At 66.9% G+C, this 24,570-nt stretch carries 20 protein-coding genes and 1 pseudogene; 6 read left to right on the top strand and 15 right to left on the bottom strand.

Annotated features, from left to right (window positions below):
* Window positions 1–65 precede the first annotated feature (65 nt).
* Window positions 66–995: a LysR family transcriptional regulator gene (locus AC3A6X_RS05990; protein ID WP_487841300.1), complete on the top strand. Its 930-nt coding sequence runs from the start codon at window positions 66–68 to the stop codon at window positions 993–995.
* A gap of 4 nt (window positions 996–999) precedes the next feature.
* Here AC3A6X_RS05990 and AC3A6X_RS05985 read toward each other — a convergent pair whose 3' ends face one another.
* From AC3A6X_RS05985 to badH, 13 genes and pseudogenes are all read right to left on the bottom strand, one after another.
* A complete protein-coding gene (locus tag AC3A6X_RS05985; RefSeq protein ID WP_487841299.1) occupies window positions 1,000–2,346 on the bottom strand; it encodes a class-II fumarase/aspartase family protein in 1,347 nt (448 codons plus the stop codon).
* Between the two features lie 38 nt (window positions 2,347–2,384).
* Window positions 2,385–3,212, bottom strand: coding sequence for an HpcH/HpaI aldolase/citrate lyase family protein (locus AC3A6X_RS05980; RefSeq protein WP_487841298.1), 828 nt, complete (start codon window positions 3,210–3,212; stop codon window positions 2,385–2,387).
* Window positions 3,213–3,222: 10 nt separating this feature from the next.
* Window positions 3,223–4,413, bottom strand: a complete 1,191-nt coding sequence (locus AC3A6X_RS05975) for a CaiB/BaiF CoA transferase family protein (RefSeq protein ID WP_487841297.1) — start codon at window positions 4,411–4,413, stop codon at window positions 3,223–3,225.
* A gap of 36 nt (window positions 4,414–4,449) precedes the next feature.
* Window positions 4,450–5,196 carry an HTD2 family dehydratase gene (locus tag AC3A6X_RS05970; RefSeq protein ID WP_487841296.1) on the bottom strand — a complete coding sequence of 249 codons (747 nt, stop codon included), beginning with the start codon at window positions 5,194–5,196 and terminating at the stop codon, window positions 4,450–4,452.
* Between the two features lie 354 nt (window positions 5,197–5,550).
* Window positions 5,551–5,790: pseudogene (locus tag AC3A6X_RS05965) on the bottom strand (hypothetical protein); the annotation flags it as partial.
* A 386-nt stretch (window positions 5,791–6,176) separates the two neighbouring features.
* The gene (locus AC3A6X_RS05960; protein ID WP_487841295.1) at window positions 6,177–7,112 is read right to left on the bottom strand and encodes an electron transfer flavoprotein subunit alpha/FixB family protein; all 936 of its coding nucleotides are present in this window, start codon (window positions 7,110–7,112) and stop codon (window positions 6,177–6,179) included.
* Between the two features lie 2 nt (window positions 7,113–7,114).
* Window positions 7,115–7,864 (bottom strand): electron transfer flavoprotein subunit beta/FixA family protein, encoded by a 750-nt coding sequence (locus tag AC3A6X_RS05955; RefSeq protein WP_487841294.1) that lies wholly within the window; start codon window positions 7,862–7,864, stop codon window positions 7,115–7,117.
* Window positions 7,865–7,888: 24 nt separating this feature from the next.
* Entirely contained in the window at window positions 7,889–8,665 is a 777-nt protein-coding gene (locus tag AC3A6X_RS05950) for an enoyl-CoA hydratase (protein WP_487841293.1), read from the bottom strand.
* A 12-nt stretch (window positions 8,666–8,677) separates the two neighbouring features.
* Window positions 8,678–9,670 carry a Bug family tripartite tricarboxylate transporter substrate binding protein gene (locus tag AC3A6X_RS05945; RefSeq protein ID WP_487841292.1) on the bottom strand — a complete coding sequence of 331 codons (993 nt, stop codon included), beginning with the start codon at window positions 9,668–9,670 and terminating at the stop codon, window positions 8,678–8,680.
* A gap of 46 nt (window positions 9,671–9,716) precedes the next feature.
* Entirely contained in the window at window positions 9,717–11,348 is a 1,632-nt protein-coding gene (gene aliA, locus AC3A6X_RS05940; protein ID WP_487841291.1) for a cyclohexanecarboxylate-CoA ligase, read from the bottom strand.
* A gap of 42 nt (window positions 11,349–11,390) precedes the next feature.
* Window positions 11,391–12,542: a cyclohexanecarboxyl-CoA dehydrogenase gene (gene aliB / locus AC3A6X_RS05935; RefSeq protein ID WP_487841290.1), complete on the bottom strand. Its 1,152-nt coding sequence runs from the start codon at window positions 12,540–12,542 to the stop codon at window positions 11,391–11,393.
* 82 nt (window positions 12,543–12,624) lie between these two features.
* Window positions 12,625–13,407, bottom strand: coding sequence for a 2-ketocyclohexanecarboxyl-CoA hydrolase (badI, locus tag AC3A6X_RS05930; protein WP_487841289.1), 783 nt, complete (start codon window positions 13,405–13,407; stop codon window positions 12,625–12,627).
* Window positions 13,408–13,447: 40 nt separating this feature from the next.
* Window positions 13,448–14,215: a 2-hydroxycyclohexanecarboxyl-CoA dehydrogenase gene (gene badH, locus AC3A6X_RS05925; RefSeq protein WP_487841288.1), complete on the bottom strand. Its 768-nt coding sequence runs from the start codon at window positions 14,213–14,215 to the stop codon at window positions 13,448–13,450.
* Between the two features lie 139 nt (window positions 14,216–14,354).
* Between badH and AC3A6X_RS05920 the strand changes: the two genes are divergently transcribed.
* The gene (locus AC3A6X_RS05920; protein WP_106561225.1) at window positions 14,355–14,870 is read left to right on the top strand and encodes a MarR family winged helix-turn-helix transcriptional regulator; all 516 of its coding nucleotides are present in this window, start codon (window positions 14,355–14,357) and stop codon (window positions 14,868–14,870) included.
* A 134-nt stretch (window positions 14,871–15,004) separates the two neighbouring features.
* Here AC3A6X_RS05920 and AC3A6X_RS05915 read toward each other — a convergent pair whose 3' ends face one another.
* Entirely contained in the window at window positions 15,005–17,155 is a 2,151-nt protein-coding gene (locus AC3A6X_RS05915; protein WP_487841287.1) for a glycoside hydrolase family 3 N-terminal domain-containing protein, read from the bottom strand.
* 126 nt (window positions 17,156–17,281) lie between these two features.
* Here AC3A6X_RS05915 and AC3A6X_RS05910 point away from each other — a divergent pair, with 126 nt between their 5' ends.
* The 4 genes from AC3A6X_RS05910 (at window position 17,282) to AC3A6X_RS05895 (ending at window position 24,173) form a co-directional block, all read left to right on the top strand.
* On the top strand, window positions 17,282–18,577 hold the full coding sequence (locus AC3A6X_RS05910; protein WP_487841286.1) for a glucoamylase family protein: 1,296 nt from the start codon (window positions 17,282–17,284) through the stop codon (window positions 18,575–18,577).
* A gap of 106 nt (window positions 18,578–18,683) precedes the next feature.
* Complete coding sequence (locus AC3A6X_RS05905) at window positions 18,684–20,093, top strand: glycoside hydrolase family 15 protein (protein WP_487841285.1); 1,410 nt, start codon at window positions 18,684–18,686, stop codon at window positions 20,091–20,093.
* Entirely contained in the window at window positions 20,090–21,853 is a 1,764-nt protein-coding gene (locus AC3A6X_RS05900; RefSeq protein ID WP_487841284.1) for an ABC transporter ATP-binding protein/permease, read from the top strand. Before AC3A6X_RS05905 ends, AC3A6X_RS05900 begins: the two co-directional genes overlap by 4 nt.
* Window positions 21,854–21,911: 58 nt before the next feature.
* On the top strand, window positions 21,912–24,173 hold the full coding sequence (locus tag AC3A6X_RS05895; protein WP_487841283.1) for a CocE/NonD family hydrolase: 2,262 nt from the start codon (window positions 21,912–21,914) through the stop codon (window positions 24,171–24,173).
* A gap of 175 nt (window positions 24,174–24,348) precedes the next feature.
* On the opposite strand, the gene AC3A6X_RS05890 is transcribed toward AC3A6X_RS05895, so the two are convergent.
* A complete protein-coding gene (locus AC3A6X_RS05890; RefSeq protein ID WP_487841282.1) occupies window positions 24,349–24,516 on the bottom strand; it encodes a hypothetical protein in 168 nt (55 codons plus the stop codon).
* Between the last annotated feature and the right edge of the window lie 54 nt (window positions 24,517–24,570).

The following is a 24,570-nucleotide window of genomic DNA, read 5'->3' as shown; positions in this document are numbered from 1 at the left end:
TTGCATGTTTAGGATCGATTGATGCACACTGTCGATCAGTCAAACCATGTTCGCGGAGCGAGACGATGGCGATCAACTTCAACCTCAACGACCTCCAGGCATTCCGCGCCGTCGCCGAGCTCGGCAACTTCCGCAAGGCGGCCGAAGCGCTACACGTGTCGCAGCCCGCGTTCAGCCGGCGAATCGAGAAGCTGGAGGAAGCGCTCGGGGTGCGGTTGCTGGAGCGGACCACGCGCCGGGTGAGCCTGACCGCTGTCGGGCGCGATTTCGACCGAAAGGTGCAGCAGTTGCTCGACGATCTGGACCTCACGCTCCTGGGCATCCGCGGCGTGGCGGCCACGCGCATGGGCGAGGTCACCATCGCTTGCGTGCCGTCCACGGTCTACTATTTCGTGTCGCAGGTGATCTCGCGCTATCACGAGCGATACCCCAAGGTACGGGTCAAGGTCTTCGATGCGAGCGCCAACGAGGTGCTGGCCGCGGTGTCGCGGGGCGAGGCGGATTTCGGACTGAACTTCATCGGAGGCCAGGAACCCGACATCGAGTTCAAGCCGCTGCTGGAAGAGCGCTTCGTCGCGGCTTGCCGGCGCGACCATGCGCTCGCTGGCAAACGCAGGGTGAGCTGGACGGAACTGGCGCAGTACGACTACATCTCGGTGAGCAAGGCGTCCGGAAATCGCCTGCTGCTGGACCAGGCGCTATCAGGTCTGCCAGGGCGCCCGCAAGCGATCTACGAGGCGCAGCACGTCACGACGATGCTGGGGTTGGTCGAAGCCGGGCTCGGCGTCGCGGCAGTTCCCTCGATCGCCATGCCGGGCGCCGATCATCCGCTGCTGGTCAGCGTGCCGCTGGTTGAACCGGTCGTCAGTCGCAAGGTGGGCTTGATCCGGCGCAAGGGCCGCACGCTCTCTCCGGCCGCCCTGCAGTTCTTCGAGTTCTTCTCTGAGATGAAGGGCAGGCGCGTCCAGGCCGGAAGAAAGCGCGCCTCGGCTTGAAGGCTCAGCGACGCGCCATCAGTACCCTATCGACCATCACGCCGGCCTGGCCAAGGTTGTTGACAGGGTCGCACATCGCGTCGAGCTGGGCGCGCGTGACGTGCTTGCTGATCTCCGGGTGCTCGGACAGGATCTCGATCAGCGGGCGGTTCTGGCCGATCGCTTCTCGGCACAGGTCATACACAAGGTCGTGTGCGTACTCGCGGCCGATGTAGGGGCCCAGTCCCATCATCACCGCTTCAGACATCACCAGGCCGTTCGTGAGGTCGATGTTGGCGCGCATGCGGGTGGCGTCGACTTCCAGGCCCTTGAGAATGAATTTTGTCTGCTTCAGCGCCCCGGACATCAGGCAAAAGATCTCCGGCAAGGACACCCACTCGATCTCCCAAGGGCCGGTCGAGCGCTCGTGGTCAGCCACCATCGCATCCATCAGCGCAGCGACATGCTGGCGCGCCACGGAAATATTGGCGTGGATGTACAGGCAAGAGATCGGGTTGCGCTTCTGAGGCATGGTCGACGACGAACCGCGGCCGGGTGCAAAAGGCTCGAACACCTCGGCCACCTCGGTCTGCATCATCAGCTTGACGTCCATGGCGATCTTGCCGAGCGAGCCGCCCACCAGGCCAAGGAAGGCGCCCACCTCCGCGATGGTGTCGCGCACCGTGTGCCAGGAGATCAGCGGCTGGGCAAGGCCGAGTTCCTTCATCAGGCCTGCCTGCGTTTCCATCGCGCCCTTCTCCAGCGAAGACAGCGTGCCCGACGCGCCGCCGAACTCCCCCATCAGCACCCGTGGCTTGAGCTGCTGCAGGCGCTCGCGGTGACGGTCGATACCGGCCAGGATGCTTGCCATCTTGTAGCCAAAGGTGATCGGTGTGGCCTGCTGCAGATTGGAGCGGCCGATCACGGGCGTGTTGCGATATTTCTTTGCCAGCGTGGCCAGCGCCTGGCCGATCTCGTCCAGGTCCTGCTCGACCAACGCGAGGCCCTCGCGCATCTGAAGCACCGCGGCCGTGTCGGTGATGTCCTGAGTGGTAGCGCCCCAGTGGCAATACTCGCCCAGTTTGTCGCGGCAGTTGGCGTTGATCTGGTTGACGACCGCAATGATCGGGTAGCCGATCTGCTCGGTCTTGGCCTTGAGCTTTGCCCAGTCGATCTGGGATAGCTCGCAGTTGCGGACGATCTCGTCCGCCGCATCCTTGGGGATGATGCCGAGCTCGCCCTGCACCTTGGCCAGCGCGCGTTCGATGTCGAGGTACTTGGCGGTACGGTTCTCGTCAGACCACACGTCGCGCATGCGCGCGTCGCTGAACATGTCGCCAAAGATGCGCGAGTCGATGATGGTGGAGGCCATGGGGTTGGATCTTTCTGGGCAGGATGTTGAGGGGAGGTTCAGTCGCGGGCCAGGGCCAGCGTGCGTTGTGCCTGCAGGACCACAGGTCGATCGACCATGCGGCCATCGAGCCGCGCAGCGCCCGGGGAGGCAGCATCGGCTGCCAGCACTCGCCGCGCCCACTCCAGTGCTTCTGCGGGGGGTCTTAGCGCGGTGTGAATGGGCTCCACCTGGCTCGGATGAATGCACAGTTTGGCGCCAAAGCCAAGAGCACGCGCAGTGGCCAGGTCGGCCAGGAGGCGCTTGCGATCTTCCAGCTGGGGCGTGACCCCGGCGACCGGCGCCGGCAGGCCTGCCGCGCGCGAGGCAATCGCGATGCGGCTGGCCGCGTAGGCGAGACCCGTGGCGTCGCTTTCAATCTCGATGTCCAGGTCCAATGCGAAGTCCAAAGTGCCGAACACCAGGCGCGACACGCCCGCGGCGGCGACCGTGTCGACTCCGGCCACTCCGCGCGCACTTTCGATCAGTGCGAGCACGCTGGCCCCGGGCAGCGCGGCAAGCGTGGCCGCGACCTGCTCTGCTGACTCGGCCTTGGGCAACAGTACGCTGCGGGCCCCGACCTTGCGCAGCGCCGCCAGGTCGTCATCGAACCACGGCGACGCAGCATCGTTGATGCGCACCACGGTGCGCGACTGATCGTCCGCGGATGCGGTACGCAACCAGTCTGCGATCGCGTGGCGAGCGAGCGCCTTGTCGTCAGTTGCGACTGCGTCTTCAAGGTCCAGGATGACGGCATCCGCGCCGCTCCCCAGCGCCTTGCCGAAGCGTTCCGGCCGCGTGCCGGGAACGAAGAGGTAGGTGCGAGGAATGTTGGAAGCAACGGACATGTCGCCCACCTCAGATAGCCCTGGATGCGCGCAACGCATCGATCTCGGCCGCACCGTAGCCCAACTCGGCCAGGATGGCGTCGGTATGCTGGCCGAGCGCGGGCACGGGGTCCATGCGCGGGCCCACGTCCCAGGTGCCGGGCGGCAGCATGGCGGGCAGCGGGCCATTCGGCGAGCCGACTTCGGTCCAACGCCCGCGCGCCTTCAATTGCGGGTGGGCCCAGACGTCATTCATGGTGTTGACCTGGGCATTGGCGATTTGCGCGAGCTCGAGCCGCTCCACCACCTGGGCTCTGGTCAGGGACGAGAAGGCTTCCACAATGATCCCGCGCAGCGCGTCGCGCTCGGCCACCCTCTTGAAATTGGCTGTGAAGCGAGGATCGGTAGTCAGCGATGGTTGCTGCAGCACCTTCTCGCAGAAACTGGCCCACTCGCGTTCATTCTGAAGACCCAGCATCACCATGTTGCCGTCTCCCGTGGGAAATGGACCGTAGGGATAGATCGTTGCATGACTGGCGCCGGTTCGCGGAGGTGGTGCCGCACCCTCGAAGGCGTAGTAGAGCGGATAGCTGGTCCATTCGGCGAGCGATTCCAGCATCGAGATGTCGATGCGCTGGCCTTTGCCGGTCTGGCCGCGCTGCAACAGCGCCGCGAGAATGCTGCTGTACGCGTACATGCCTGCGGCGATGTCGGCGATCGACGGGCCTGCCTTGCACGGCTCATCGGGCGTGCCCGTGACCGAGACGAACCCCGCTTCGCTCTGAATAAGAAGATCGTAGGCCTTCTTGTCACGGTACGGCCCGGGGTTGATCGGGTCGTCGCCATAGCCTGAGATGTCGCACACGATCAACCCCGGCTTTGCGGCGGACAGCTTCTCATAACCGAGGCCAAGGCGCGCCGCGGCACCGGGAGCGAGGTTCTGCACCACGACATCTGCCTTCTCCACCACCAGGCGTTCCAGGATTGTGGCCGCCTCGGGATGCTTGACGTCGAGCGTCAGGCTCTCCTTGGAACGGTTGGTCCAGACAAAGTGAGACGCCAATCCGTGCACGCGCTCGTCATAGCCTCGGGCGAAATCGCCCGAGCCCGGTCGTTCGATCTTGATGACGCGTGCGCCGAGGTCAGCGAGTTGGCGCGTGGCGAAAGGGGCCGCGATCGCGTGTTCCAGCGTAACGACCGTCAGGCCTTTGAGTGGCTGCATGGGTTGCTCTGTCTGAGTGTGGGTGGTTGACGGAGATCAGCGCAGGACAGCAGTCGCGTCCATCGTGAGCCAGCCTTCGTGATCGGAGGCCCAGAGCCGGATGGTCTTGCCGTCGGCTTGAGGTTGTCCCTGGAGCTGGAAAGGTTGAAGGTCGAAAGTCGGACGCACCGCCTTGAATCGAAAGCTGGCCACATCCGCTTGCGGCATCTGGCGACGAAGGAGATCCATCAGCAGCGTTGCAATCAGCGGTCCATGCACGATCAGGCCGGGATAGCCCTCGATCTTGGTGACGTACTGCCTGTCGTAGTGGATGCGGTGGCCATTGAAGGTAAGCGCCGAATAGCGAAACAGCAGCACGTCATCCGGCACGATGGAGCGCTTCCATGGGGCTTCCGCGGGCGCGGCTTGTGGCGGTGGGGCGACATCGTTCGGACCCTGCGCCTCGCGGTAGACGATGTCGTGGAATTCGACGAGCGCCGGTTCGCTGCTGTCGTTGCAACGCACCTCGTGCCTGACCTTGACGAAGACAAGCGTGCCGGTGCGGCCCTCTTTGACGGTCACGTCGTCGATGGTCGAGGTTCGCGCAACCCGGTCACCGACTCGTATCGGCGAGCGAAATTCGAACTGGCTGCCGGCCCACATGCGGCGCGGCAGCGGCACCGGAGGAAGAAAGCCGCCGCGCTTGGCGTGCCCATCGGCGCCGATTTCGGACTGTCGATGCATCGGCAGGAAATACAGCCAGTGCCAAAGGTACGGCAAGGTGGTGCCGGTCTCGACGGGCATCGAAGGGTGGTCCAGCGTGGCGGTCAACGCGATAACGGGCGTCGGGTAGATGGCGTCCTGGATGGTCTCGCTGCGCCCGATCCAGGCGCGAAGTTCTTCAGCTTGTGCGGTCACTCACTTGTCTCCGGTTGCGGCTCCTGCTTCTGAGGACCCTTGACAACGAGTCTCGCGCGTTGGCAGAGCAAAGTGAATTGCAAGATTCAAAACGATTGATGCATCGAGTGCATAAAACACATTGCGCGCGCAGGTGGGGCCCTGTGCTCGGGTTGTCGGAGTCGCCACCGTACTGGGCGCGGCCGACGCCCCGGCTGGGGGACGAGCCGGTGTGGCTGGAGCGCTGAAGAGGAAGGGCGCTCAGCGGCTCTCTGGTCTCACCTGACTGAGGCCGAGGTTGCGCGTCCTGGCGTACTGCACGAAAAACGCCAGGCTGGAGGGGTTTTGCATCGCGTCGGGGCTGGCGACCTTGCCCGGTTCCGCGCCCAGCAGGAGCTTGCGCACGGGAACCTCCATCTTCTTTCCGCTCAGCGTGCGCGGAATTTCGCTGACCTGGACGATCGCGTCGGGAACATGGCGGCCCGAGACCTTGCTGCGAATCTGCTGCTTGACCGCGGGCTGATCGGGCCTCGCATGGCGGAGTACATGCTCGGCGAAGTTCAGCCGGGCCTTGGGGAACCATTCCGCGCCGGGCATTTCGCGCCGTCCGAGCGCCGGCTCGCGGTCGCCGTCGGCCTGGATGTCGAAGTAGCTCCAGATCGATTGCAGAACCGCGACAGATCATCGACGGACCAGCGCCACAGCTCGGCGTAGTCCCGGGTCGCGACGCCTCCTTCGCGCTCGAGCCAGCGCTGGTAGTGGACCAGCCGGCTCGACTGCAGCTGCTCCGGGCCGGGCGTCCAGAGGATTTCGGGCGAAGGGGAAGACGAGGCGTTTTGCATGGCTGGTCCCTGTAGGTGTGGATTCGGTTGGGGAGCTTTGCTTGCTCAGAGCGTCTTGACCAGTTCGGGCACGGCCGTGAACAGATCGGCTTCCAGGCCGTAGTCGGCCACCGAGAAGATCGGCGCTTCCGGGTCCTTGTTGATCGCCACGATCACCTTCGAATCCTTCATGCCGGCCAGGTGCTGGATCGCGCCCGAGATGCCGCAGGCGATGTACAGCTGCGGTGCGACGATCTTGCCGGTCTGGCCCACTTGCCAGTCGTTGGGCGCGTAGCCCGCGTCGACTGCGGCGCGGCTGGCACCCAGGCCGGCGTTGAGCTTGTCGGCCAGCGGTGCCATCACCTCCTGGAACTTCTCGGCGCTGCCGAGCGCGCGGCCGCCCGAGACGATGATCTTGGCGGCGGTGAGCTCGGGGCGTTCGCTCTTGGTGACTTCGCGACCGACGAAGCTCGACTTGCCGCTGTCGGCCACGCCTTCGGCGTTCTCCACCGTGGCGCTGCCGCCGGTGGCTGCCGCAGCGTCGAAGCCGGTGGTGCGCACGGTGACCACCTTGATCGCGTCGCTGCTCTGCACGATGGCGATGGCATTGCCGGCGTAGATCGGGCGCTCGAAGGTGTCGGGGCTGTCGACCTTGGTGATGTCGCTGATCTGGGCCACGTCCAGCTTGGCGGCCACGCGAGGGGCGACGTTCTTGCCGTTGGCGGTCGCCGGGAACAGGATGTGGCTGTAGTTCTTGGCAATGGCAAGAACTTGAGCAGCAACGTTCTCGGCCAGGTTCTCGGCGAGGCTCGGGCTGTCGGCGGCGATCACCTTGGCCACGCCGGCGATCTTGGCGGCGGCAGCAGCGGCTTCGGCCGCATTGGCACCGGCCACCAGCACATGCACATCGCCGCTCTGGCAGGCCAGGCCCGCGGTCACGGTGTTGAGGGTCGCCGGCTTGACGGTGGCGTGGTCGTGTTCGGCAATAACAAGGACGGTCATGGTCAGATCACCTTCGCTTCGTTCTTCAGCTTGTCCACCAGCGTGGCGACATCGGGCACCTTGATGCCGGCACCGCGCTTCGGGGGCTCGCTGACCTTGAGGGTCTTCAGGCGCGGCTTGACGTCCACGCCCAGGTCCTCGGGCTTGACGGTGTCGAGCTGCTTCTTCTTGGCCTTCATGATGTTGGGCAGCGTGACGTAGCGCGGCTCGTTCAGGCGCAGATCGGTCGTGATGACCGCCGGCAGGCTCAGCGAGATGGTCTCCAGGCCGCCATCGACTTCGCGGGTGACGTTGACCTTGTCGCCCGACACTTCGACCTTGCTGGCGAAGGTGGCTTGCGGCAGATCAGCCAGCGCCGCGAGCATCTGGCCGGTCTGGTTGGCGTCGTCGTCGATGGCCTGCTTGCCCAGGATCACCAGGCCGGGCTGTTCCTTGTCCACCAGCGCCTTGAGCAGCTTGGCGACGGCCAGCGGCTGCAACTCTTCGGTGGTCTCGACCAGGATGCCGCGGTCGGCGCCGATGGCCATGGCAGTGCGCAGGGTCTCCTGGCACTTCGCATCGCCGCAGGACACGGCGATGATCTCGGTGACGACGCCCTTCTCCTTGAGCCTCACCGCTTCTTCGACGGCGATCTCGTCGAAGGGGTTCATGCTCATCTTGACGTTGGCGATATCGACACCGGTGCCGTCGGACTTGACGCGCACCTTCACGTTGTAGTCGACGACCCGCTTGACGGGGACAAGTATCTTCATGGATGGCTCCAGGGATTGAACGAATCAGCGGTGCCCGAACACCGGCTTGCGCTTGGACAGAAAGGCATGCATACCTTCATGCGCGTCCTCGCTGGCAAAACGCGCATGCAGCTGGCGACGCTCGAAGCCGATGCCCTCGGACAATGAGGATTCCCAGGCGCGGTTCACGGACTCCTTGATCGCCATCAACGCCGGCAGCGAGAAGGCGGCGATGCGGGTGGCGAGGTCGATCGTTTCCGCCAGCAGTTGCTCGCTCGCCACCACGCGCGAGACCAGTCCGTAGCGGTCGGCTTCTGCGGCGTCCAGCATGCGGCCCGACAGGCACATGTCCATGGCCTTGGCCTTGCCGATGGCGCGCGGCAGGCGCTGGGTACCGCCGGCGCCCGGCAGCATGGCGAGCTTGATCTCGGGCAGCGCGAACCGCGCGGATTCGGCGGCAACGATCACGTCGCACGCCATCGCCAGCTCGCAGCCCCCGCCCATGGCGAAGCCCGCCACCGCCGCGATCACCGGCTTGCGCACGCGCCGGATGGCTTCCCAGTTGCGCGTGATGAAGTCGCCCTGGTACACATCCATGTAGCTCCAGTCCGCCATCGCCGCAATGTCGGCGCCGGCCGCGAAGGCCTTGTCGTTGCCGGTGATGACGATGGCGCCGATGTCTGCATTGGCATCGCAGGCCAGCAGCGCGGCGCCCAGGGCGTCCATCAGCGCGTCGTCGAGCGCGTTCATCTGTTGCGGCCTGTTCAGCGTGATGACGCTGACCCGGCCGTGCGTCTCCACCAGGATGGGTTGTTCTTGCATGGCAGGTCCGCTTCAGTCCACGCTGATCTTCTGTTCCTTGATCAGGGCGGACAGCTGCGCGGTCTCGTTGACCAGCAGCTTGCGGAACTCCGCCGTGTCCATCGCGATCGGCTCGGCACCGAGGTCGGCGTGGCGCGACTTGACGCCCGGCTGAGCCAATGCCTTTGCCAGTTCGCGGTTCATGCGGGCCACGATCTCGGGGGACGTGCCGTTGGGCGCCCACAGGCCGAACCAGATGTCGAGGTTGGCCCCCGGAAAGCCCTGCTCGCCCACTGTCGGAACGTCGGGAAAGAAAGGCGAGCGCTTGGTGCTCACGATGCCCAGCAGCTTGACCTTGCCGGTGCGGATGTGCGGGAAGGCGATGCCCGGGTCGCAGACGAAGTCGGCCTGACCCGACAGCACATCCTGCAACGCGGGGGCCGCTCCGCGATACGGGATGTGGGTGATGGAGGTCGCGGTGGCCTGCTTGAACAGTTCGCAGGCGAGGTGCGGGGGCGTGCCGGAACCGGCAGAGGCGTAGGACAGCGTGCCCGGCTTGATCTTGGCCATTGCCACCAACTCCCGCACGTCCTTGGCTGCCATCTGTGGCTTGGCGACCAGGTACATCTGGGTGCGCCCGACACTGGCCACGGGCGTCAGGTCGCGCGAAGGCAGGATGTTCGACATGAACAGCGAGGGGTTGGCCGTTTCGACCGAGGTGGGCGCGATCAGGAAGGTGTGTCCGTCCGGCGCGGCACGCACCACTTCCGAGGCAGCGATATTGCCGCTCGCACCGGGCTTGTTGTCGATGATGACCGGTTGGCCCAGCGATTCCGAGAGGGTCTGCGGCAGGATGCGCGACATGACATCGGTGCTGCCGCCAGGCGCGAAGCCGACGACCACGCGGATGGGTTTTGCGGGCCAGTTGGCGGCCGTCTGCGCCTGCGCGGAACCGGCGGCGCCGAAGATGGTGAGAACGGCGAGCGCGAGGGCGCGCCGTGCGGCCGCTGGGATAGGAACGAACATGGTCTTGTCTCCTTGGATGTGGGGGGGAAGGTGCGAGGTGTTGCCGTCAGGTCAGGGTCTCGCGCAGCTTGAATTTCTGGATCTTTCCGGAGGGCGTGGACGGCATCGCGTCGCGCACGACGAGGCGTTCCGGGATGTACTGGATCGCCACCTTCTGCGCCTTCAGGAACTGCACGATCGACGGCAGGTCGACGCTGTGACCGGGCCTGGGCACCACCACCGCGCAGGCCCGCTCGCCCAAGCGCTCGTCGGGGTAGGCCACGATGGCGGCCATGGCGATGCCAGGGTGCCGGTACAGCAGCGACTCGATCTCCACCACCGGGATGTTCTCGCCGCCGCGGATGATCACGTCCTTGCTGCGGCCGGTGATGCGGATGTAGCCCTGGGCGTCCATGCGCGCCAGGTCGCCGGTATCGAACCAGTCGTCGGCGTCGGTGCCGTTGAGGTGCGAGCGCCGCAGGTAGCCGCCGAAGTTCGAGCACGAGCGCACGAGCAGCCGTCCGGGCTGACCGGCAGGCAGCACCTGGTCGTTCTCGTCGACCACCTTGAGTTCGACGCCGGGCAGCGCCAGCCCGTCGGTGGTGGCTGCGCGCACGTCGTCGTCGTCCAGCTGGATCAGGGTGACGGCGCCGTTCTCGGTCATGCCCCAGGCCGACACGATCTTGGTGCCCAGGACCTGGCGCGCCTGCTCCACCAGCGGGCCGGGTATCGGCGCGCCCGCGCACAGGAAGGTGCGCAGGCTCGGCACCTCCTGGCCCGTTTCGGTGACGGTCCGGGCGAGGTCGGTGAGGAAGGGCGTGGAGGCCATCGTGAAGCTGACCCGCTCGGCCCGGATCGATTCGATGGCCTGCTTCGGCTCCCAGATGTCCTGCAGCACGGCGCCGGCCTTGAGCATGATCGGCATCATCAGGCCATACATGAAGCCGGTCTGGTGCGCCATGGGCGAGGCCATCAGCACCACGTCGTCGGCACCCAGGCGCAGGCGCTGCGCGTAGGGAATGATGTTGGCCATCGTGGTGTTGGCCGAGTGCATCACGCCCTTGGGCTCGCCCGTGGTGCCGGAGGTGTAGATCATCTGCGTCACGTCGTCCGGACCCGGCCGGCTGCGCGTGAGGATCTCGTGCGCGTCGGGTTCCTTCTCCCAGGCAGGTCCGCTGAGCAGCGCCTCGAAGCTGTCGGGGCCCGCGCCGCCGACCACCACGACCTGCTTCAGGTCGGGCAAGGCCGGTCGCAGCGCGACCACCATGCGCTCGAAATCGAAGCCGCGAAAGGTCTTCGGCACGATCGCGACCTTCGCCTCGCCGTGCTTGAGCATGAAGGACAGCTCGCGCTCGCGGAAGATGTGCATCAGCGGGTTCATCACCGCGCCGATGCGGGAGCAGGCCAGATAGACCAGCGTGAATTGCCACCAGTTGGGCAATTGGCAGGCCACGACATCGTTGCGGCCCACGCCCAGGCGCGACAGCCCCACCGCGATGCGATCGGCCATGGAAGCCATCTCGCGGTAGGTGAAGCGGGTGGTAACGCCCTGTTCCACCTGCAGGGCCGTGAGCGCAAGCTTGTCGGGACAATCCGCGACGCAGGCATCGAGCTCGTCGTTGATGGTGCGCTCATGCCACAGGCCCTGCGCCACCATTCGGGCGCGGCGCGGCGGCAGCAGTACGGCATCGAATTCCATGGTCTTGTCTCCTGGCTTTTCTGTCGCTGTGGGTGAACGGGCTCAGGCCGGTACTGCGTCGCGCCCGGCGCGGGTGCGCGCCACGATGGTTTTCATGATCTGCGCGGTGCCGTCGCCGATCTGGAAGCCCAGCACGTCGCGCAGACGCTGCTCCATCACGCCGCGGTCGTAGCCGCCATGGCCGAACATCAGCAGGCACTGGTGGATGGCGTCGTAGGCCAGCTTGGGCGCCCACCACTTGCACATCGCAGCTTCGGCGGAGTGCGGCGCGCCCTTGTCTTTCAGCCACAAGGTTTGCAGGCACAGCAGGCGCGCGGCGCTTACCTGCGTGTCGAAGTCGGCCAGCGGATGAGACACGCCCTGGAACGCCGACAGCGGCTTGCCGAAGGCTTCGCGCTGTGCCACGTACTCCCAGGTCTCCTCGAGCGCGGCGCGAGCCACCGCCAGGACCTGCAGCCCGATCAGCGCCCGCGAGAAGTCGAAGCCCTGCATCACCTGGACGAAGCCCTTGTTCTCGGCCCCGAGCCGGTGGCTCACAGGCACCCGCACGTTCTCGAAGAACAGCGAGCCGCGGCCGATGGCGCGCTGGCCGTGGCAATCGAAGCGGTTGCGCGTCACGCCCGGCAGGTCCATCGGCACCAGCAGCGCGGTCACGCCGTGGGCTGCCGACTCGACCGGGCCGGTGCGGCCGAACACCACCGCCGCATCGGCCTGGTCGGCGGCGGAGATGGAGGTTTTCTCGCCGTTGATCACGTACTCGTCGCCGACGCGCTCCACGCGCAGGCGCAGGTTGGCCGCATCGGAGCCTCCGCGCGGCTCGGTCAGCGCGATGGCGAACAAGGCCTCGCCGCGCGTCAGCTTCTGCAGCCACGGCTGGACGACTTCGGGCTTGCCGTGCTGCGAGAGGATCTGGCCATTGAGCGAGGCGAGCAGGTTGATGTAGGACATGCTGAGGTCGGCCCGCGCAATCTCCTCATGGATCACGCCCGCGGCCAGGCAGCCCATGCCCTGGCCGCCATGCATCTCGGGCAACTCGGGCGCGATGAACCCCATCTCACCCATGTCGCGCATCAGCTGGCGCTCGAGCACGCGGGTCTTGTCGCGTTCCAGGAAGCCGGGAGCGATGCGCTCGGTCGCAAAACGGCGCGCGTGGTCGCCGAGTGCCGTCAGGTCGTCGTCGAGATAGGGATTCATGACATGTCTCCAGGGTGCGCTGCGCCCCGGCGCCACACCGATGGCGCCGTGCGTGCAGGGGATCGATCGGTGGGGCGGGTCTCTACTTCGCGTACTGGCGGAAGTCGGGCTTGCGCTTTTCCTTGAGGGCATTGACGCCCTCGCGCGACTCTTCCGTGTCGTAGTAGAGCTTGAGCGCGTACATGCCAAGGCCCGCGATTCCGCTCTGGTGCGCGGTGTCGGCGTTGAAGCTGCGCTTGGCGATGGCCAGCGCCGTGGGACTGCGCTCGCAGATTTCCTCGGCCCACTTCTGCACCTCGGCGTCGAGCTGGTCGTGCGGAACCACGGCGTTGGCCAGGCCCATGGCCACGGCCTCGGCGCCGCTGTAGCGGCGGTTGAGATACCAGATCTCGCGCGCCTTCTTCTCGCCGACGACGCGCGCCAGGAAGGCCGTGCCATAGCCCGGATCGACCGATCCCATCTTCGGGCCCACCTGGCCGAAGAGGGCCTTCTCGGAGGCGATGGTCAGGTCGCAGATGGTGCACAGCACGTTGCCCCCGCCGATGGCGAAGCCCTGCACGCGGGCAATGACCGGCTTGGGCACGTTGCGGATCGTGTCGTGCAGCTCTTCCATCGGCAGGCCGATGGTGCCGCGGCCGTCGTAGTTGCCGTTGTGCGCGGACTGGTCGCCGCCCGTGCAGAAGGCGCGGTCGCCGGCGCCGGCCAGCACGATGGCACCGACGCCGCGGTCATAGCCGGCACGGTTCATCGCCTTGATGATCTCGTCGCAAGTCTGCCCGCGAAACGAGTTCATCTTGTCGGGCCGGTTGATCGTGATCCAGGCCACGCCGTTGCGTACTTCGTAAAGGATGTCTTCGAATTCCATGGTGTTCTCCTAAGGGGGTGTGCAGGAAGCCGGCGCGCGATCAGCCGTTCATCGTCAGGCCGCCGGAGACGCTCAGCACCTGGCCGGTGACGAAGCCGGCGTCGCCGCTGGCGAAAAAGAGAATGGCGCCGGGCAGGTCGTCCGGCTGGCCGATGCGGCCCAGCGGAATCGAGCGGGTGAACGCTTCCATCAACTTCTCGGGATTGCCCGCGCCTTCCTTGTAGTCGGCGAACAGGGCGGTGTCGGTCGGCCCCGGGCACACCACGTTGACGGTGACGCCGTGGCGCGCATGTTCGCGGGCGATGGTCTTGGAAAACGCCACTAGGCCGCCCTTGCATGCCGCGTACACCGCTTCGCCCGAGGAGCCGACCCGCGCCGCATCGGACGCGATGTTCACGATGCGCCCGGCCTTGCGCGCCGCCATGCCGGGCAGGACCGCGTGGTGCATGTGCAGTGCGCCGGTGAGGTTGATCGCGATCAGCTTGTCCCACTGCCCCGGCTCGGTCTTGGTGAAGGGCTTGAACACGTCCCAGCCGGCATTGTTGACGAGCACGTCGATCGGGCCCAGGCCCTGCTGCGTGGCCTCCACCGCCTTGTCGACGCTGGCGCGGTCGGTGATGTCGCAGCGGAACGCCTGCGCTTGCCCGCCCTCGTCCCGGATGGCGGCGGCGACCCTCTCGGCTGCGTCCAGGTTCATGTCGTACACCGCGACCTTGGCGCCTTCGCGAGCGAAGCGCCGGCAGGTCGCCCCGCCGATCCCGCCGCCGCCGCCGGTGACCACCACTGTCTTGCTTTCGAATCTCTGCATCAGGTTCTCCGTCAGGTTTGAAGCTTGCTATCGTCGACGCGTCGAAGCAGGGTTGCTCGCTGCATATACGTCAATGTGTTGTCGTATTATGTGGCGGGAGAGCGCTCGCATGCAAGACATTTCTATGAGAGAAAATCCTATGGTTAACCCTGTAGATACTGAAGAAACGACCAAGATCGAGCTGGCCAACCGGGTCTTCTTTCGTTTGTACCAATGTGCCAATATGTTGCACAAAACAGGTACCAAGGCGGTCGAGGCCGAGGGCCTGACCACGCAGCAGTGGGCGGTGCTCGGCGCGCTGTCCAGGCCGGTGGCGAGCGAAGGCCTGAGCGTCGGCGAACTGGCGCGCTATCTCAAAGTCAGCAGGCAGAACCTCTCCGGTCTGCTCAGCCGCATGGAAAGAGATGGGCGAATCCAGACTGCGGCCGACGAGCGCGACCGCCGCTCGCGTCTGGTGTCAATGACGACCGCAGGGAGGCGCGTATGGCAGGACGAGGCCTTGCCGAAGATTCACGGCTACTACGCGCAGGTGCTCGAAGGCTTTTCCGTGAACGACATCACCCACACCCTGCACTACCTGCTCAAGATCCTGGAGAACATGCAAGTGGTCGACGATCGTCAAGGAGGGGGCGACGAGGCTCCTCAAGATGGCTGACCGAGTCGCTGCCGCTCCTCGGACATAGCGCCAGCGTGGAGCGGTCGTAGGTCCGCGCGCATGGCATCGCGCTGTCCTCCTGGTTCGCCCACACAGTGGTCGGTTCAGGCATGACGGGCGCGCCCCGGATTTGTTCAGCGCGTGTCGATCTCGATGGTCTGGCGCAACAACCCGGTTTGCTCGGCACTCGGTCCGACGAGGATCTCGACCTCGCCCGCCTCGAACAAGGGCTGCAGGTCCGGCCCGAGGTAGCCCAGCTCGGCCGCCGGCAGCTCCAGCTTCACCGAGCCGGCTTCGCCGGGCCTCAATCGCAGCTTGGCGTAGCCTTTTAGTTCCAGCAGCGGCCGGGTGACGCGGCTTACCTTGCTGCGAGCGAACAGGAAGACCGTCTCTTCGGCCTCGCGTGCGCCGACGTTGCGCAGGCTGACGCTGATCGTCATCGTGTCCTGCTCGCGCACGCGCTGCGGCTCGACCTGAAGCTCGTCGTAGCAAAACCGGCCGTAGGTCAAGCCGTGACCGAAGGCATACAGCGGCGTGTTGTCGACGTCGTGGTACTTGCTCGTGTAATAGTCGGCAGGATTCATCGGCCGGCCGGTGGGGCGCTGGCCGAAGTAGATCGGCACCTGCCCGATGGCGCGCGGCCAGCTCATGGGCGTACGGCCGCTGGGCGATGCCCGGCCCGTGACCACGTCGGCAATCGAGTGGCCGGCTTCGACGCCGAGGAACCACGCAGCCAGCAGCGCATCGGCGTGCCCGGACAACCAGGGAATGACGAGCGGACGGCCCGAAAACAGAATCGCGACAACCGGGATGCCGAGCGAACGGGCCCGGGCCATCACCGCTTCGGCCAGCGCCTGCTGTCGCCCGGGAAGCGCAGGCGTGGCGCGGCTCGCCGCCTCGCCGCTCATCGAGGCACGCTCGCCCAGGCAAAGCAGGACCGCGTCGGCGCCATCGCACAGCGCGACGGCGGCTGCGATGCCGCTGTCATCGGCGCTGTCGATCGCAACGCCGGGGGCATGGCGTATGTCGGTCTGCGGCAGCGCGGCGCGCAGGCCGGCCAGCACGCTGACGGCCGGCTCGTGTTCGCCGGCGCCCCACCACGGGCCTTTCATCTCGGTGTTTGCGTCGGCCAGCGGGCCGATGACACACAGCGCCTTCGCCGCCGCAGGCAAGGGCAGGATGTCGCGCTCGTTCTTCAGCAGCACGAGGGCCTTGCGCCCGACGTCGCGCGCCAGCGCGCGGCGCTCAGCGACGATCGCCGCGGGCTCCGGTGTCGCGCCGCGGCGGTAGGGGTCGTCGAACAGGCCGAGCTGCTCCTTGAGCCGCAACACGCGGCGCACGCACGCGTCGATCTCTTCGATCGTCACCCGGCCCTGCTCGAGCGCGATCGGCAGGCCCTTGCGGTACGCGTCGGCCATCATGTCGATGTCGACGCCGGCCTTCAGCGCCAGCACCGCCGCATCGGCGAGGTCGGCGGCGACGCCGTGCTTGATCAGCTCCGCAATCGCGTTGTAGTCGCTGACGATGACGCCGTCGAAGCCCATCTCGCCGCGCAGCCAGTCGCGCAGCAAGGGGATGTGCGCCGTCATCGGCACGCCGTTGAGATCGGTGAAGGCCGGCATGAGCGTCGCGACGCCGGCGCGCACGGCGGCTGCGAAGCCCGGCAGATGCACCTCGCGCAAGGTGCGCTCGGAGATGTCCACTTCAGCGTACTCCCGCCCCGCGTTGACCCCGCCGTAGGCGACGAAGTGCTTCGCACAGGCGGCCAGCGATTCGGCCGACGACAGGTCGGCCCCCTGGAAGCCGCGCACCTTGGCCCGCGCGATGCGCGCATTGAGCCAGGGGTCTTCGCCCGGGCCTTCCGCGGTGCGGCCCCAGCGAGGATCGCGCGACACATCGAGCATGGGCGCGAAGGTCATCGCCAAGCCTTCGGCCGCGCCTTCGCGCGCTGCCTCGCGCGCCGTGCGCTCCCAGAGCGTTTCGTCGAAGAGGCCCGCCTCCGCAAGCGGGATCGGAAAGAGCGTGCGATGGCCGTGGATGATGTCCAGGCCGATCAGCAGCGGAATGCCAAGCCGCGACTTCTCGACGGCCAGTCGCTGCATTTCGTGCACGGGCCCGGCACCGACCATGTTCAGCAGATTGCCGACCGTGCCGTCGATGATCGACTGCGTGGAATCCCCCGCGAGCACCGGCCCGGTGACCGTATAGCTGGAGGCGGTCATCGTCAGCTGGCCCAGCTTTTCGGACAGCGTCATCCGGGCCATGAGGGTGTCGATACGACTCATCGAAGACTCCAAAGCGGAACCCAAGGGGGCTCAATAATGGCATGCTGCGGGGGGCGATCGGCCGCGTGGCGCCGACGACTCGATGAAACCAAACGTGACACACCCTGTCGACGAAAGGAGCCGTTCGTGTTGAAGGATGACAGAAACCCGAGGGCGCTGGCAGCCCTGCCCGACGAAGCCTTGATCGAGGCCGTGCAACGCCAGACCTTCCGCTATTTCTGGGACGGTGCGGACGCCGCCAGCGGCCTGGCGCTCGACCGCCGCACACTCGTCGGCGCTACGGGCGAGGATCTGGCCGACGACAGGGTCGCGATCGGCGGCTCGGGCTTCGGCATCATGGCCTTGATCGTCGCGGTGGAGCGCGGCTGGGTGACGCGGGACGCAGCGCTGGAGCGCCTGGGCCGCATGCGGGACGCCCTGTTGCGCGCCAGGCGCTACCACGGCACCTTCCCGCATTTCATGGACGGGGCGAGCGGCGCGACGATCCCGATGAGCCCCAAGGACGACGCGGGCGATCTGGTCGAGACCTCGTTCCTCTGCATGGGCCTGCTGTGTGCGCGCCAGTACTTCAGCGAGGACACGGCCGTGGCGCGCCGGCTGCGCGCCGACTTCGACACGCTGTGGCACGAGGTCGAATGGGACTGGTTCACCCAGGGCGGGCAGGACGTGCTGTACTGGCACTGGAGCCCGAACCACGGCTGGGCGATGAACCATCAAATCCACGGCTGGAACGAGTGCCTCATCACCTACTTCCTGGCCGCGGCCGCGCCGCGCCATGCGATCGATCCGCGGGTCTACCACCGCGGCTACGCTTCCGGGCCCGACTTCATCAACGGGCGGCAGTACTACGGCATCGACATGCCGCTGGGCTCGGCGTACGGCGGGCCGCTGTTCTTTACGCACTACTCGTTCTGCGGCCTCGATCCGCACGGCCTGAAGGATCGCTACGCGGACTACTGGGATCTCAACAGCCGCCACGTGCGGATCAATCGCGCGCACTGCATTGCTAATCCCCGGGGCTACCCGGGTTACGGCGAAACGTGCTGGGGCCTGACCGCCAGCGACGACCCCGACGGCTACCTCGCGCACGACCCGAGCAACGACAACGGCACCGTCTCGCCGACGGCCGCGCTGGCCAGCCTGCCGTATGCACCTGCCGAGGTGATGCAGGTGCTGCGGCACTTCCTGACCGTGCATGGCACGCGGGTGTGGAAGGACTACGGCTTCGTCGATGCGTTCTGCGAACGGCGCGACTGGTTCGCCGAAACCTATCTCGCCATCGACCAGGGCCCGATCGTCGTGATGATGGAAAACCATCGAACGGGCCTCCTGTGGAAGTTGTTCATGAGCGTGCCCGAAGTGCAGGCCGGGCTGCGGCGCCTGGACTTCAGCAGCCCGCATCTCCTGGCACCGGAAGCATGAGCCGCACGGCCGTTCCGAAGGCGAAGGAACTCCAGTGAGCCGCCGGGCCGCTCCCAAGGCGAATAGCACCGCAGCCGAAGGCGAAGGTACTCCGGTACGCTCCAGCGTGACGAGCCTGCAAGACCCGGCGTTCGAGTCCTGGCTCGAAACACAGCTGGGCCATTCGGCGCGGGCGATGCTGACCAGCATCTCGCCGGTGTCGATCGTCAAGCATCGCGCGGGCTTCGGCCAGACCGTGCGGCCGATCGCCGGTGCCATCATCGCTTCGCCCGTTCTCGGCGGCTACGACCCGGACCCGGACTACTTCTTTCATTGGTTCCGCGACTCCGCCGTCGTCATCGATGCGCTGCGCCTGCTCTACGTCGAGCGGCGCGTCGGCGACGAAGCCCTGCAGCACCTGCGCGACTTCACCCGTTTCAGCCTTGCCTTGAACCGGCTCGACGGCCGCGCAGTTGCCGCGGTGCCCGACCGCAGGGCGCGCGTTGCCCCCGACCTCCTGCAGTACCTGCGCGAGGACCGTGAGCTCGCGAGCGTCCACGGCGATGCCGTCGTCGCCGAGACGCGGGTGAACCCCGACGGCACACTCGATATCTTGCAATGGGCGCGCCCGCAGCACGACGGGCCGCCGCTGCGCGCGCTGGCGCTGCTGCGCTGGGCGGCCGGCGGGCACCTCGACGCACCCCTGCTGGCGCAGCTCAGCGCCCTGATCCGCTTCGACCTCGACTTCACGCTGCGTCACTGGCGCGAGCCGTCGTACGACATCTGGGAGGAAGAAAGCGGCCATCACTACTACACGCTGCGTGTCTCGGCGGCCGCGCTGGCCGAAGGCGCGGCGTGGCTGCAGGGCTTGGGCGACGCGGCGCAAGCGCAGTGCTGCCGGGAGGAGTCGCAGGCCGTGCTGAGCCTGCTCGACGGCTACTGGGTGGACGAAGGCGCAGACGATCGCGATGCGGCGCACGGCTACTACCGTTCGCGCGTGCTGGCGGACGACCGGCCCAGTTCGAAGGCGCTGGACATCGCGGTGATCCTCTCGGCGATCCACAGCTTCGACCACGCCGTCACGCACGGCGTGGCTGCTTCCGCGCATGGCCCGGCCGACCCCCGCATGCAGGCCACGCTGGCGCGACTCGAGGCGCTGTTCGATGCGGCCTATCCGATCAACCACGCCCGCCCCGCAGGCCGTGGCCCGGCGATGGGGCGGTACGCCGGCGACGTGTACTACTCGGGAGGCGCCTACTACTTCTCGACGCTCGGCGCCGCCGAGTTCTGCTTCCGCGCCGCGGCGGCGGCGGGCGGCGATGCACGCCATTGGCGCCATTGGACAGCGCGCGGCGACGCCTACCTCGCCACCGTGCGCGCCTACACCCCGGCCGGTGGCGATCTGTCGGAGCAGTTCGATCAGCGCAGCGGCGCGCAGACCTCTGCCAAGCAACTGGCCTGGAGCCACGCCGCCGTCATCTCGTGTGTCTTCGCGCGCCGCCTCGCAATTGCATGCCAGGAGCCGCGGCGTCGATGAGCGCAGCGTCGCAGACCCCTGCCGAGCTGGCTGTCAAGACCGGTGTCGTCCGTCAGGTTCGCGAGCTGCTCGGCGCCTTGCGCGTATCTGCGGTCAGGAGCACGCTGGCCGCGCTGGCGGGCGGGATCGTCGTGGTCATCGCGATCACGGCGTATGGGCAGATCGAGCTCAACAGCTGGAACAAGCCGTTCTACGACGCGATCTCGCGTCGCGACGTGGGCGACTTCATCCTGCAGGTCGGCATCTTCGCAGTGATTGCGGGCGGGCTGCTGGTCTTGAACGTCGCACAGAGGTGGCTGGTCGAAACCTTGCAGCTGAAGATGCGCGAGGCCCTGGTGACCGATCTCGTGGGGCTGTGGCTGCAGCCGCGTCGGGCGTTCTGGCTCCAGGGCAGCGGCCCCATGGGCGCCCATCCGGATCAGCGCATGCACGACGACACGCTGAAGCTGTGCGATCTGTCGGTCGGCCTCGGCGTGGGTCTGCTGCAGGCAGCGATGCTGTTCGGCAGCTTCGCGAGCGTGCTGTGGGTCCTCTCAAAGGACTTCAGCATCTTCTTCGACGGCCGGGACCATGCCCTGCCGGGCTTCATGCTGTGGGCCGCCATTGTCTATGCGATCGGCGGCTCACTGATGACCTACTGGATCGGCAGGGGCCTGGTCTCGCGCAACGCCGAGCGCTACGCGCGCGAAGGCGAATTGCGCTTCTCGCTGACCCGCATCAACGAGCATCTCGACGGCATCTCGCTGGCCGCCGGCGAGGCCGACGAGAAACGCCGCGTCGCCGTGCATCTCGGCGACGTCCTGCAGGCCACCTCGCGCGTAGTGCTCGGGCTGACCAACCTCACCTGGGTCACCTCGGGCTTCGGCTGGGTCACCGTCATCGCGCCGACGCTGGTGGCCGCACCGCTGTACTTCTCGGGGAAGGTTTCGTTCGGCGGCCTGATGATGGCCGCCGCTGCGTTCACGCAGGCGCAGTCGTCGCTGCGCTGGTTCGTCGACAACTTCAGCCTCATTGCGGACTGGCGCGCCACGCTGCTGCGCGTCGCCGGCCTGCGCCAGGTGCTGGCGTCCGATCTGGAGGCACTGCCGGACGGCAGCCGCATCGCCTATGCGGAGAGCGAAGACGGAACCCTCGCGATCGAGGCGCTCGAGGTCCGTGCCTGGAGCGGCCACGATCGGCTCGACGCCGGAGCCCTCGTCATGCACGCCGGTCAGCGCCTGCTGATCCTCGGCACGCCGGGCACCGAGAAGACCTTGCTGTTCCGGGCGCTCGCGGGCCTGTGGCCCTGGGGCTCCGGCACCGTGCGCCGGCCCCGCGGCGAGACGATCCACTACATGCCGCGCGGCACGCCCTACCTTCCCCGCGGCACGCTGGCCGAAGCGCTGTCGTATGCGGTGGAGCCGTCGCGCTATCCGAGAGAAGCCATGGTGGCCGCGCTGGCGAGCATGGGCCTCCAACGGCTGGCACCCTTGCTGGAGACAACGGGGCGCTGGGAGCGCGAGCTCAGCATGGACGAGCAGCTGCGGCTGGGCTTCGCCCGCGTGGTGCTGCAGGCGCCGCCCTGGCTGGTGATGGACGAAGCCTTCAGCGCGTTCGACGACGACACGCTCGAACTCATCATCGACGTGCTTACGACCAAGCTTGCGCGCACGGGCATCGTCCACATCGGCTCCGCCGGAGAGGCGCACGACCGGCTGTTCACGCAGGTGGTGCACCTGGTCAAAGTGCCGGACGCAGTGCCCGAGGAGCTTCAGCCATGAGCGCCGCCCGGCCGCCCGCAGGCGCTCGCACCGCAGTGCGAAGCACGGAGGTTGTCCAATGAACCTTCTTGCGCGTCGTGCCCTCGTGCTGCTGGCGCTATCGCTGCCGGCCTGGGCCTGGGCACTGGATTTCGGCTTCCGGCCCCCGCGCGACCCTGACGATCCTGCTGCAGTGGACCTGATGCGGGATCTCGCGCAGCGCATCGTGCCGGTCTACCAGGAGGCCGACTCCGATGCCTTCCTGGCCAACATGACCGCCCTGCAGATCGTCAGCGGCACCTACCGCGCCGCTTCCGACAGCAACAGGTCCTTGCGCAGCCGCCAGCAAGGCAAGCCCTTCGACGGCCTGGCCGAGCGCGCGATCGTCGACGGCATCTATGCGCGTGCACGCGCGCTCGAAGCGAACGAGCGCCTCGACTTCGCCAAGGCTTTTGCGCGCTCGTTCCAGGAGCTGGTATCGCCGCTCGACAACGTGCAAGCCGCGGCCATCATGGCGCGGCTCGACGCCCCGTTGACGATGTACAGAGAGCCGGTCCGGCAGGCTTTCGACCGCTGGCGCGCGAAGGGCAGCCTTCCGCAGGCCGATGCCGTGGCGCTCGTTCGCACCTGGCATGCGTACGAGTCGCGTCGCAGCTTCAGTGCGCTGTTGCCCGAGCTGATCGCGGCGGAAAACCGCAGCCGCTACCTGGCGGAGGCCGACGTCCGGATTCCCGTGCGTGGGGGTGTCGTCATCCATGCCAATGTGGTGCGGCCCGGCGGCGCGAAGGGCGCCCTGCCGACGCTGCTGCGCTTCACGCTCGATCCCGCCGAGGACGACGCGCAGCGCAGCGCCGTCAAAGGCTACGTCGGCGTCACGGCGTACGTGCGAGGACGCACGCCCGACGGCAAGGGCGCCGTATGGCCGTTCGTTCGCGACGGCGAAGACGCCGCGGCGGTCATTGACTGGATCGCCCGGCAGCCATGGAGCGACGGCCGGGTCGCCATGCTCGGCGACGGCTACTCCGGCTACGCCGCCTGGGCCGCGGCGCGCAGGAAGCCGGCGGCACTCAAGGCCATCGCGACGATCGCGCCGATGGCGCCGGGCATCGACTTCCCGATGGCCGGACAGATCTACCGCAACGCCATGGTCCGCTGGGCGCAGGAGCACGCGACTGACGAGCCCCTGCGAGCCGACGCCGACGCCAGCCCGGACGCGGTCTGGCAGGAACTCGACGCGCTCTGGTATCGCGGCAAGCGCCCTTACTGGGACGTGGACCGCGTCCTGCTGGGCAAGCGCAGCAGGCTGATCCGAACCTGGCTGACGCACCCCAGTCACGATCTCTACTGGCGCAAATTCTTGCCGAGCGCGGAGCAGTTTGCGCAGATCGACATCCCCGTGCTCGGCATCGCCGGCTACTACGGTGCCGAGGCCGGCGCGCTGTACTTCCACAACGAGCATCGCCGCAACAGGCCGCAGGCCGACACGACGCTGCTGCTCGGCCCCTATGACGCGGCGTCGATCCGGCTGGGCACGGCGGCGCAGCTGCGCGGCTACACGGTCGACCCCGTTGCACGCGTCGATCTACCCGAGCTGCGCTACCAATGGCTCGACCATGTCCTTAGGGGCGCGAAGAAGCCTCCGCTGCTGCAGGGCCGCGTCAACTACCAGGTGATGGGTGCCGATGAGTGGCGCCATGAGCCGACGCTGGACTCGCCGGTTCGCACCCGGCTGCGTCTGTACCTCGACACCCGCGAGCGCGACGGCCCGCATCGTCTGTTGCCATCGCCGCCCGAAGGCGGTGGCAACACGCGACTCTCGGTCGATCTCGCCGATCGCCGTGACGCGCGCATCCCGTGGCCGGACGCGCTGCGCAGCAAGCAACTGCCGATGCGCAACAGCATCAGCTTCGTCAGCGATCCGCTGCCGAAGGACACCGAGATCGACGGCAGCCTGCGCGGCGAGTTCGACATCACGCCCTCGCGGCAGGACGTGGACCTCAGCGTCTCGCTGTACGAGCAGACGGCGAACGGCGAATACCAACTCCTGTTCGAGCCCTACGACTTCCGCGCCAGCTATGCCGGCCATCGCGTGTATCGCCGGCTTCTTCGGGCCGGTGAGCGTCAGTTGCTGGCGTTCACCGCCGAGCGCGTGACCGCTCGCAAGCTCGCGGCGGGCAGCCGCATCGTGCTGGTGATCGGCCTCAACAAGCGCCCCGACCGGCAGATCAACTACGGCAGCGGCAAGGACGTGAACTCGGAGTTCATCGCCGACGCGAAACGGCCTGTGCGCGTGCGCTGGCATGCGGGCAGTCACGTCGAGATCCAGAACGGCAAGCCCTGAAAGCAGCGAAACTGGCGCGACGTGCGGCACCAAATGCCTGCCCTTTTAAGTTTTTGCGCGGACTTGGTTGCTATACGTCGTGGGTGCGGCGCTTGCGCAGGTGTGCTCATCGATCACGACTGAGTTCTTCGGCTTTCAGACTGGGGCAAGAGCACGTCGGGAAGCTTAACAAGCTTCATCGAAAACCATGACGATTTGTGTGGAGTGCTGCGCCGGCTATCGCGGCGAACCGGAACCGTTCGCTTTCTGGCTCGGCGAGCGCCGGCTTGCCGTGCGTTGCATCGTTGACCGTTGGTTTGCGCCAACGCAGCGCTGGTTCAAAGTCAACGCAGATGACGGCCATCTTTACGTCCTCCGATGCGACGAGAAGACCGGAGACTGGGAACTTGCCGCCTTT

This window comes from Variovorax sp. Soil_C_12 (assembly GCF_057657375.1).
This window is presented reverse-complemented; position numbering and strand designations above follow the sequence as displayed.

Bases quoted from the DNA above. Each gene is read 5' to 3' on its own strand.
- AC3A6X_RS05990 (WP_487841300.1), top strand. From the start codon at position 66: ATGGCGATCAACTTCAACCTCAACGACCTCCAGGCATTCCGCGCCGTC.
- AC3A6X_RS05985 (WP_487841299.1), bottom strand. From the start codon at position 2,346: ATGGCCTCCACCATCATCGACTCGCGCATCTTTGGCGACATGTTCAGC.
- AC3A6X_RS05980 (WP_487841298.1), bottom strand. From the start codon at position 3,212: ATGTCCGTTGCTTCCAACATTCCTCGCACCTACCTCTTCGTTCCCGGC.
- AC3A6X_RS05975 (WP_487841297.1), bottom strand. From the start codon at position 4,413: ATGCAGCCACTCAAAGGCCTGACGGTCGTTACGCTGGAACACGCGATC.
- AC3A6X_RS05970 (WP_487841296.1), bottom strand. From the start codon at position 5,196: ATGCCCGTCGAGACCGGCACCACCTTGCCGTACCTTTGGCACTGGCTG.
- AC3A6X_RS05960 (WP_487841295.1), bottom strand. From the start codon at position 7,112: ATGACCGTCCTTGTTATTGCCGAACACGACCACGCCACCGTCAAGCCG.
- AC3A6X_RS05955 (WP_487841294.1), bottom strand. From the start codon at position 7,864: ATGAAGATACTTGTCCCCGTCAAGCGGGTCGTCGACTACAACGTGAAG.
- AC3A6X_RS05950 (WP_487841293.1), bottom strand. From the start codon at position 8,665: ATGCAAGAACAACCCATCCTGGTGGAGACGCACGGCCGGGTCAGCGTC.
- AC3A6X_RS05945 (WP_487841292.1), bottom strand. From the start codon at position 9,670: ATGTTCGTTCCTATCCCAGCGGCCGCACGGCGCGCCCTCGCGCTCGCC.
- aliA (WP_487841291.1), bottom strand. From the start codon at position 11,348: ATGGAATTCGATGCCGTACTGCTGCCGCCGCGCCGCGCCCGAATGGTG.
- aliB (WP_487841290.1), bottom strand. From the start codon at position 12,542: ATGAATCCCTATCTCGACGACGACCTGACGGCACTCGGCGACCACGCG.
- badI (WP_487841289.1), bottom strand. From the start codon at position 13,407: ATGGAATTCGAAGACATCCTTTACGAAGTACGCAACGGCGTGGCCTGG.
- badH (WP_487841288.1), bottom strand. From the start codon at position 14,215: ATGCAGAGATTCGAAAGCAAGACAGTGGTGGTCACCGGCGGCGGCGGC.
- AC3A6X_RS05920 (WP_106561225.1), top strand. From the start codon at position 14,355: ATGGTTAACCCTGTAGATACTGAAGAAACGACCAAGATCGAGCTGGCC.
- AC3A6X_RS05915 (WP_487841287.1), bottom strand. From the start codon at position 17,155: ATGAGTCGTATCGACACCCTCATGGCCCGGATGACGCTGTCCGAAAAG.
- AC3A6X_RS05900 (WP_487841284.1), top strand. From the start codon at position 20,090: ATGAGCGCAGCGTCGCAGACCCCTGCCGAGCTGGCTGTCAAGACCGGT.
- AC3A6X_RS05895 (WP_487841283.1), top strand. From the start codon at position 21,912: ATGAACCTTCTTGCGCGTCGTGCCCTCGTGCTGCTGGCGCTATCGCTG.
- AC3A6X_RS05890 (WP_487841282.1), bottom strand. From the start codon at position 24,516: ATGGCCGTCATCTGCGTTGACTTTGAACCAGCGCTGCGTTGGCGCAAA.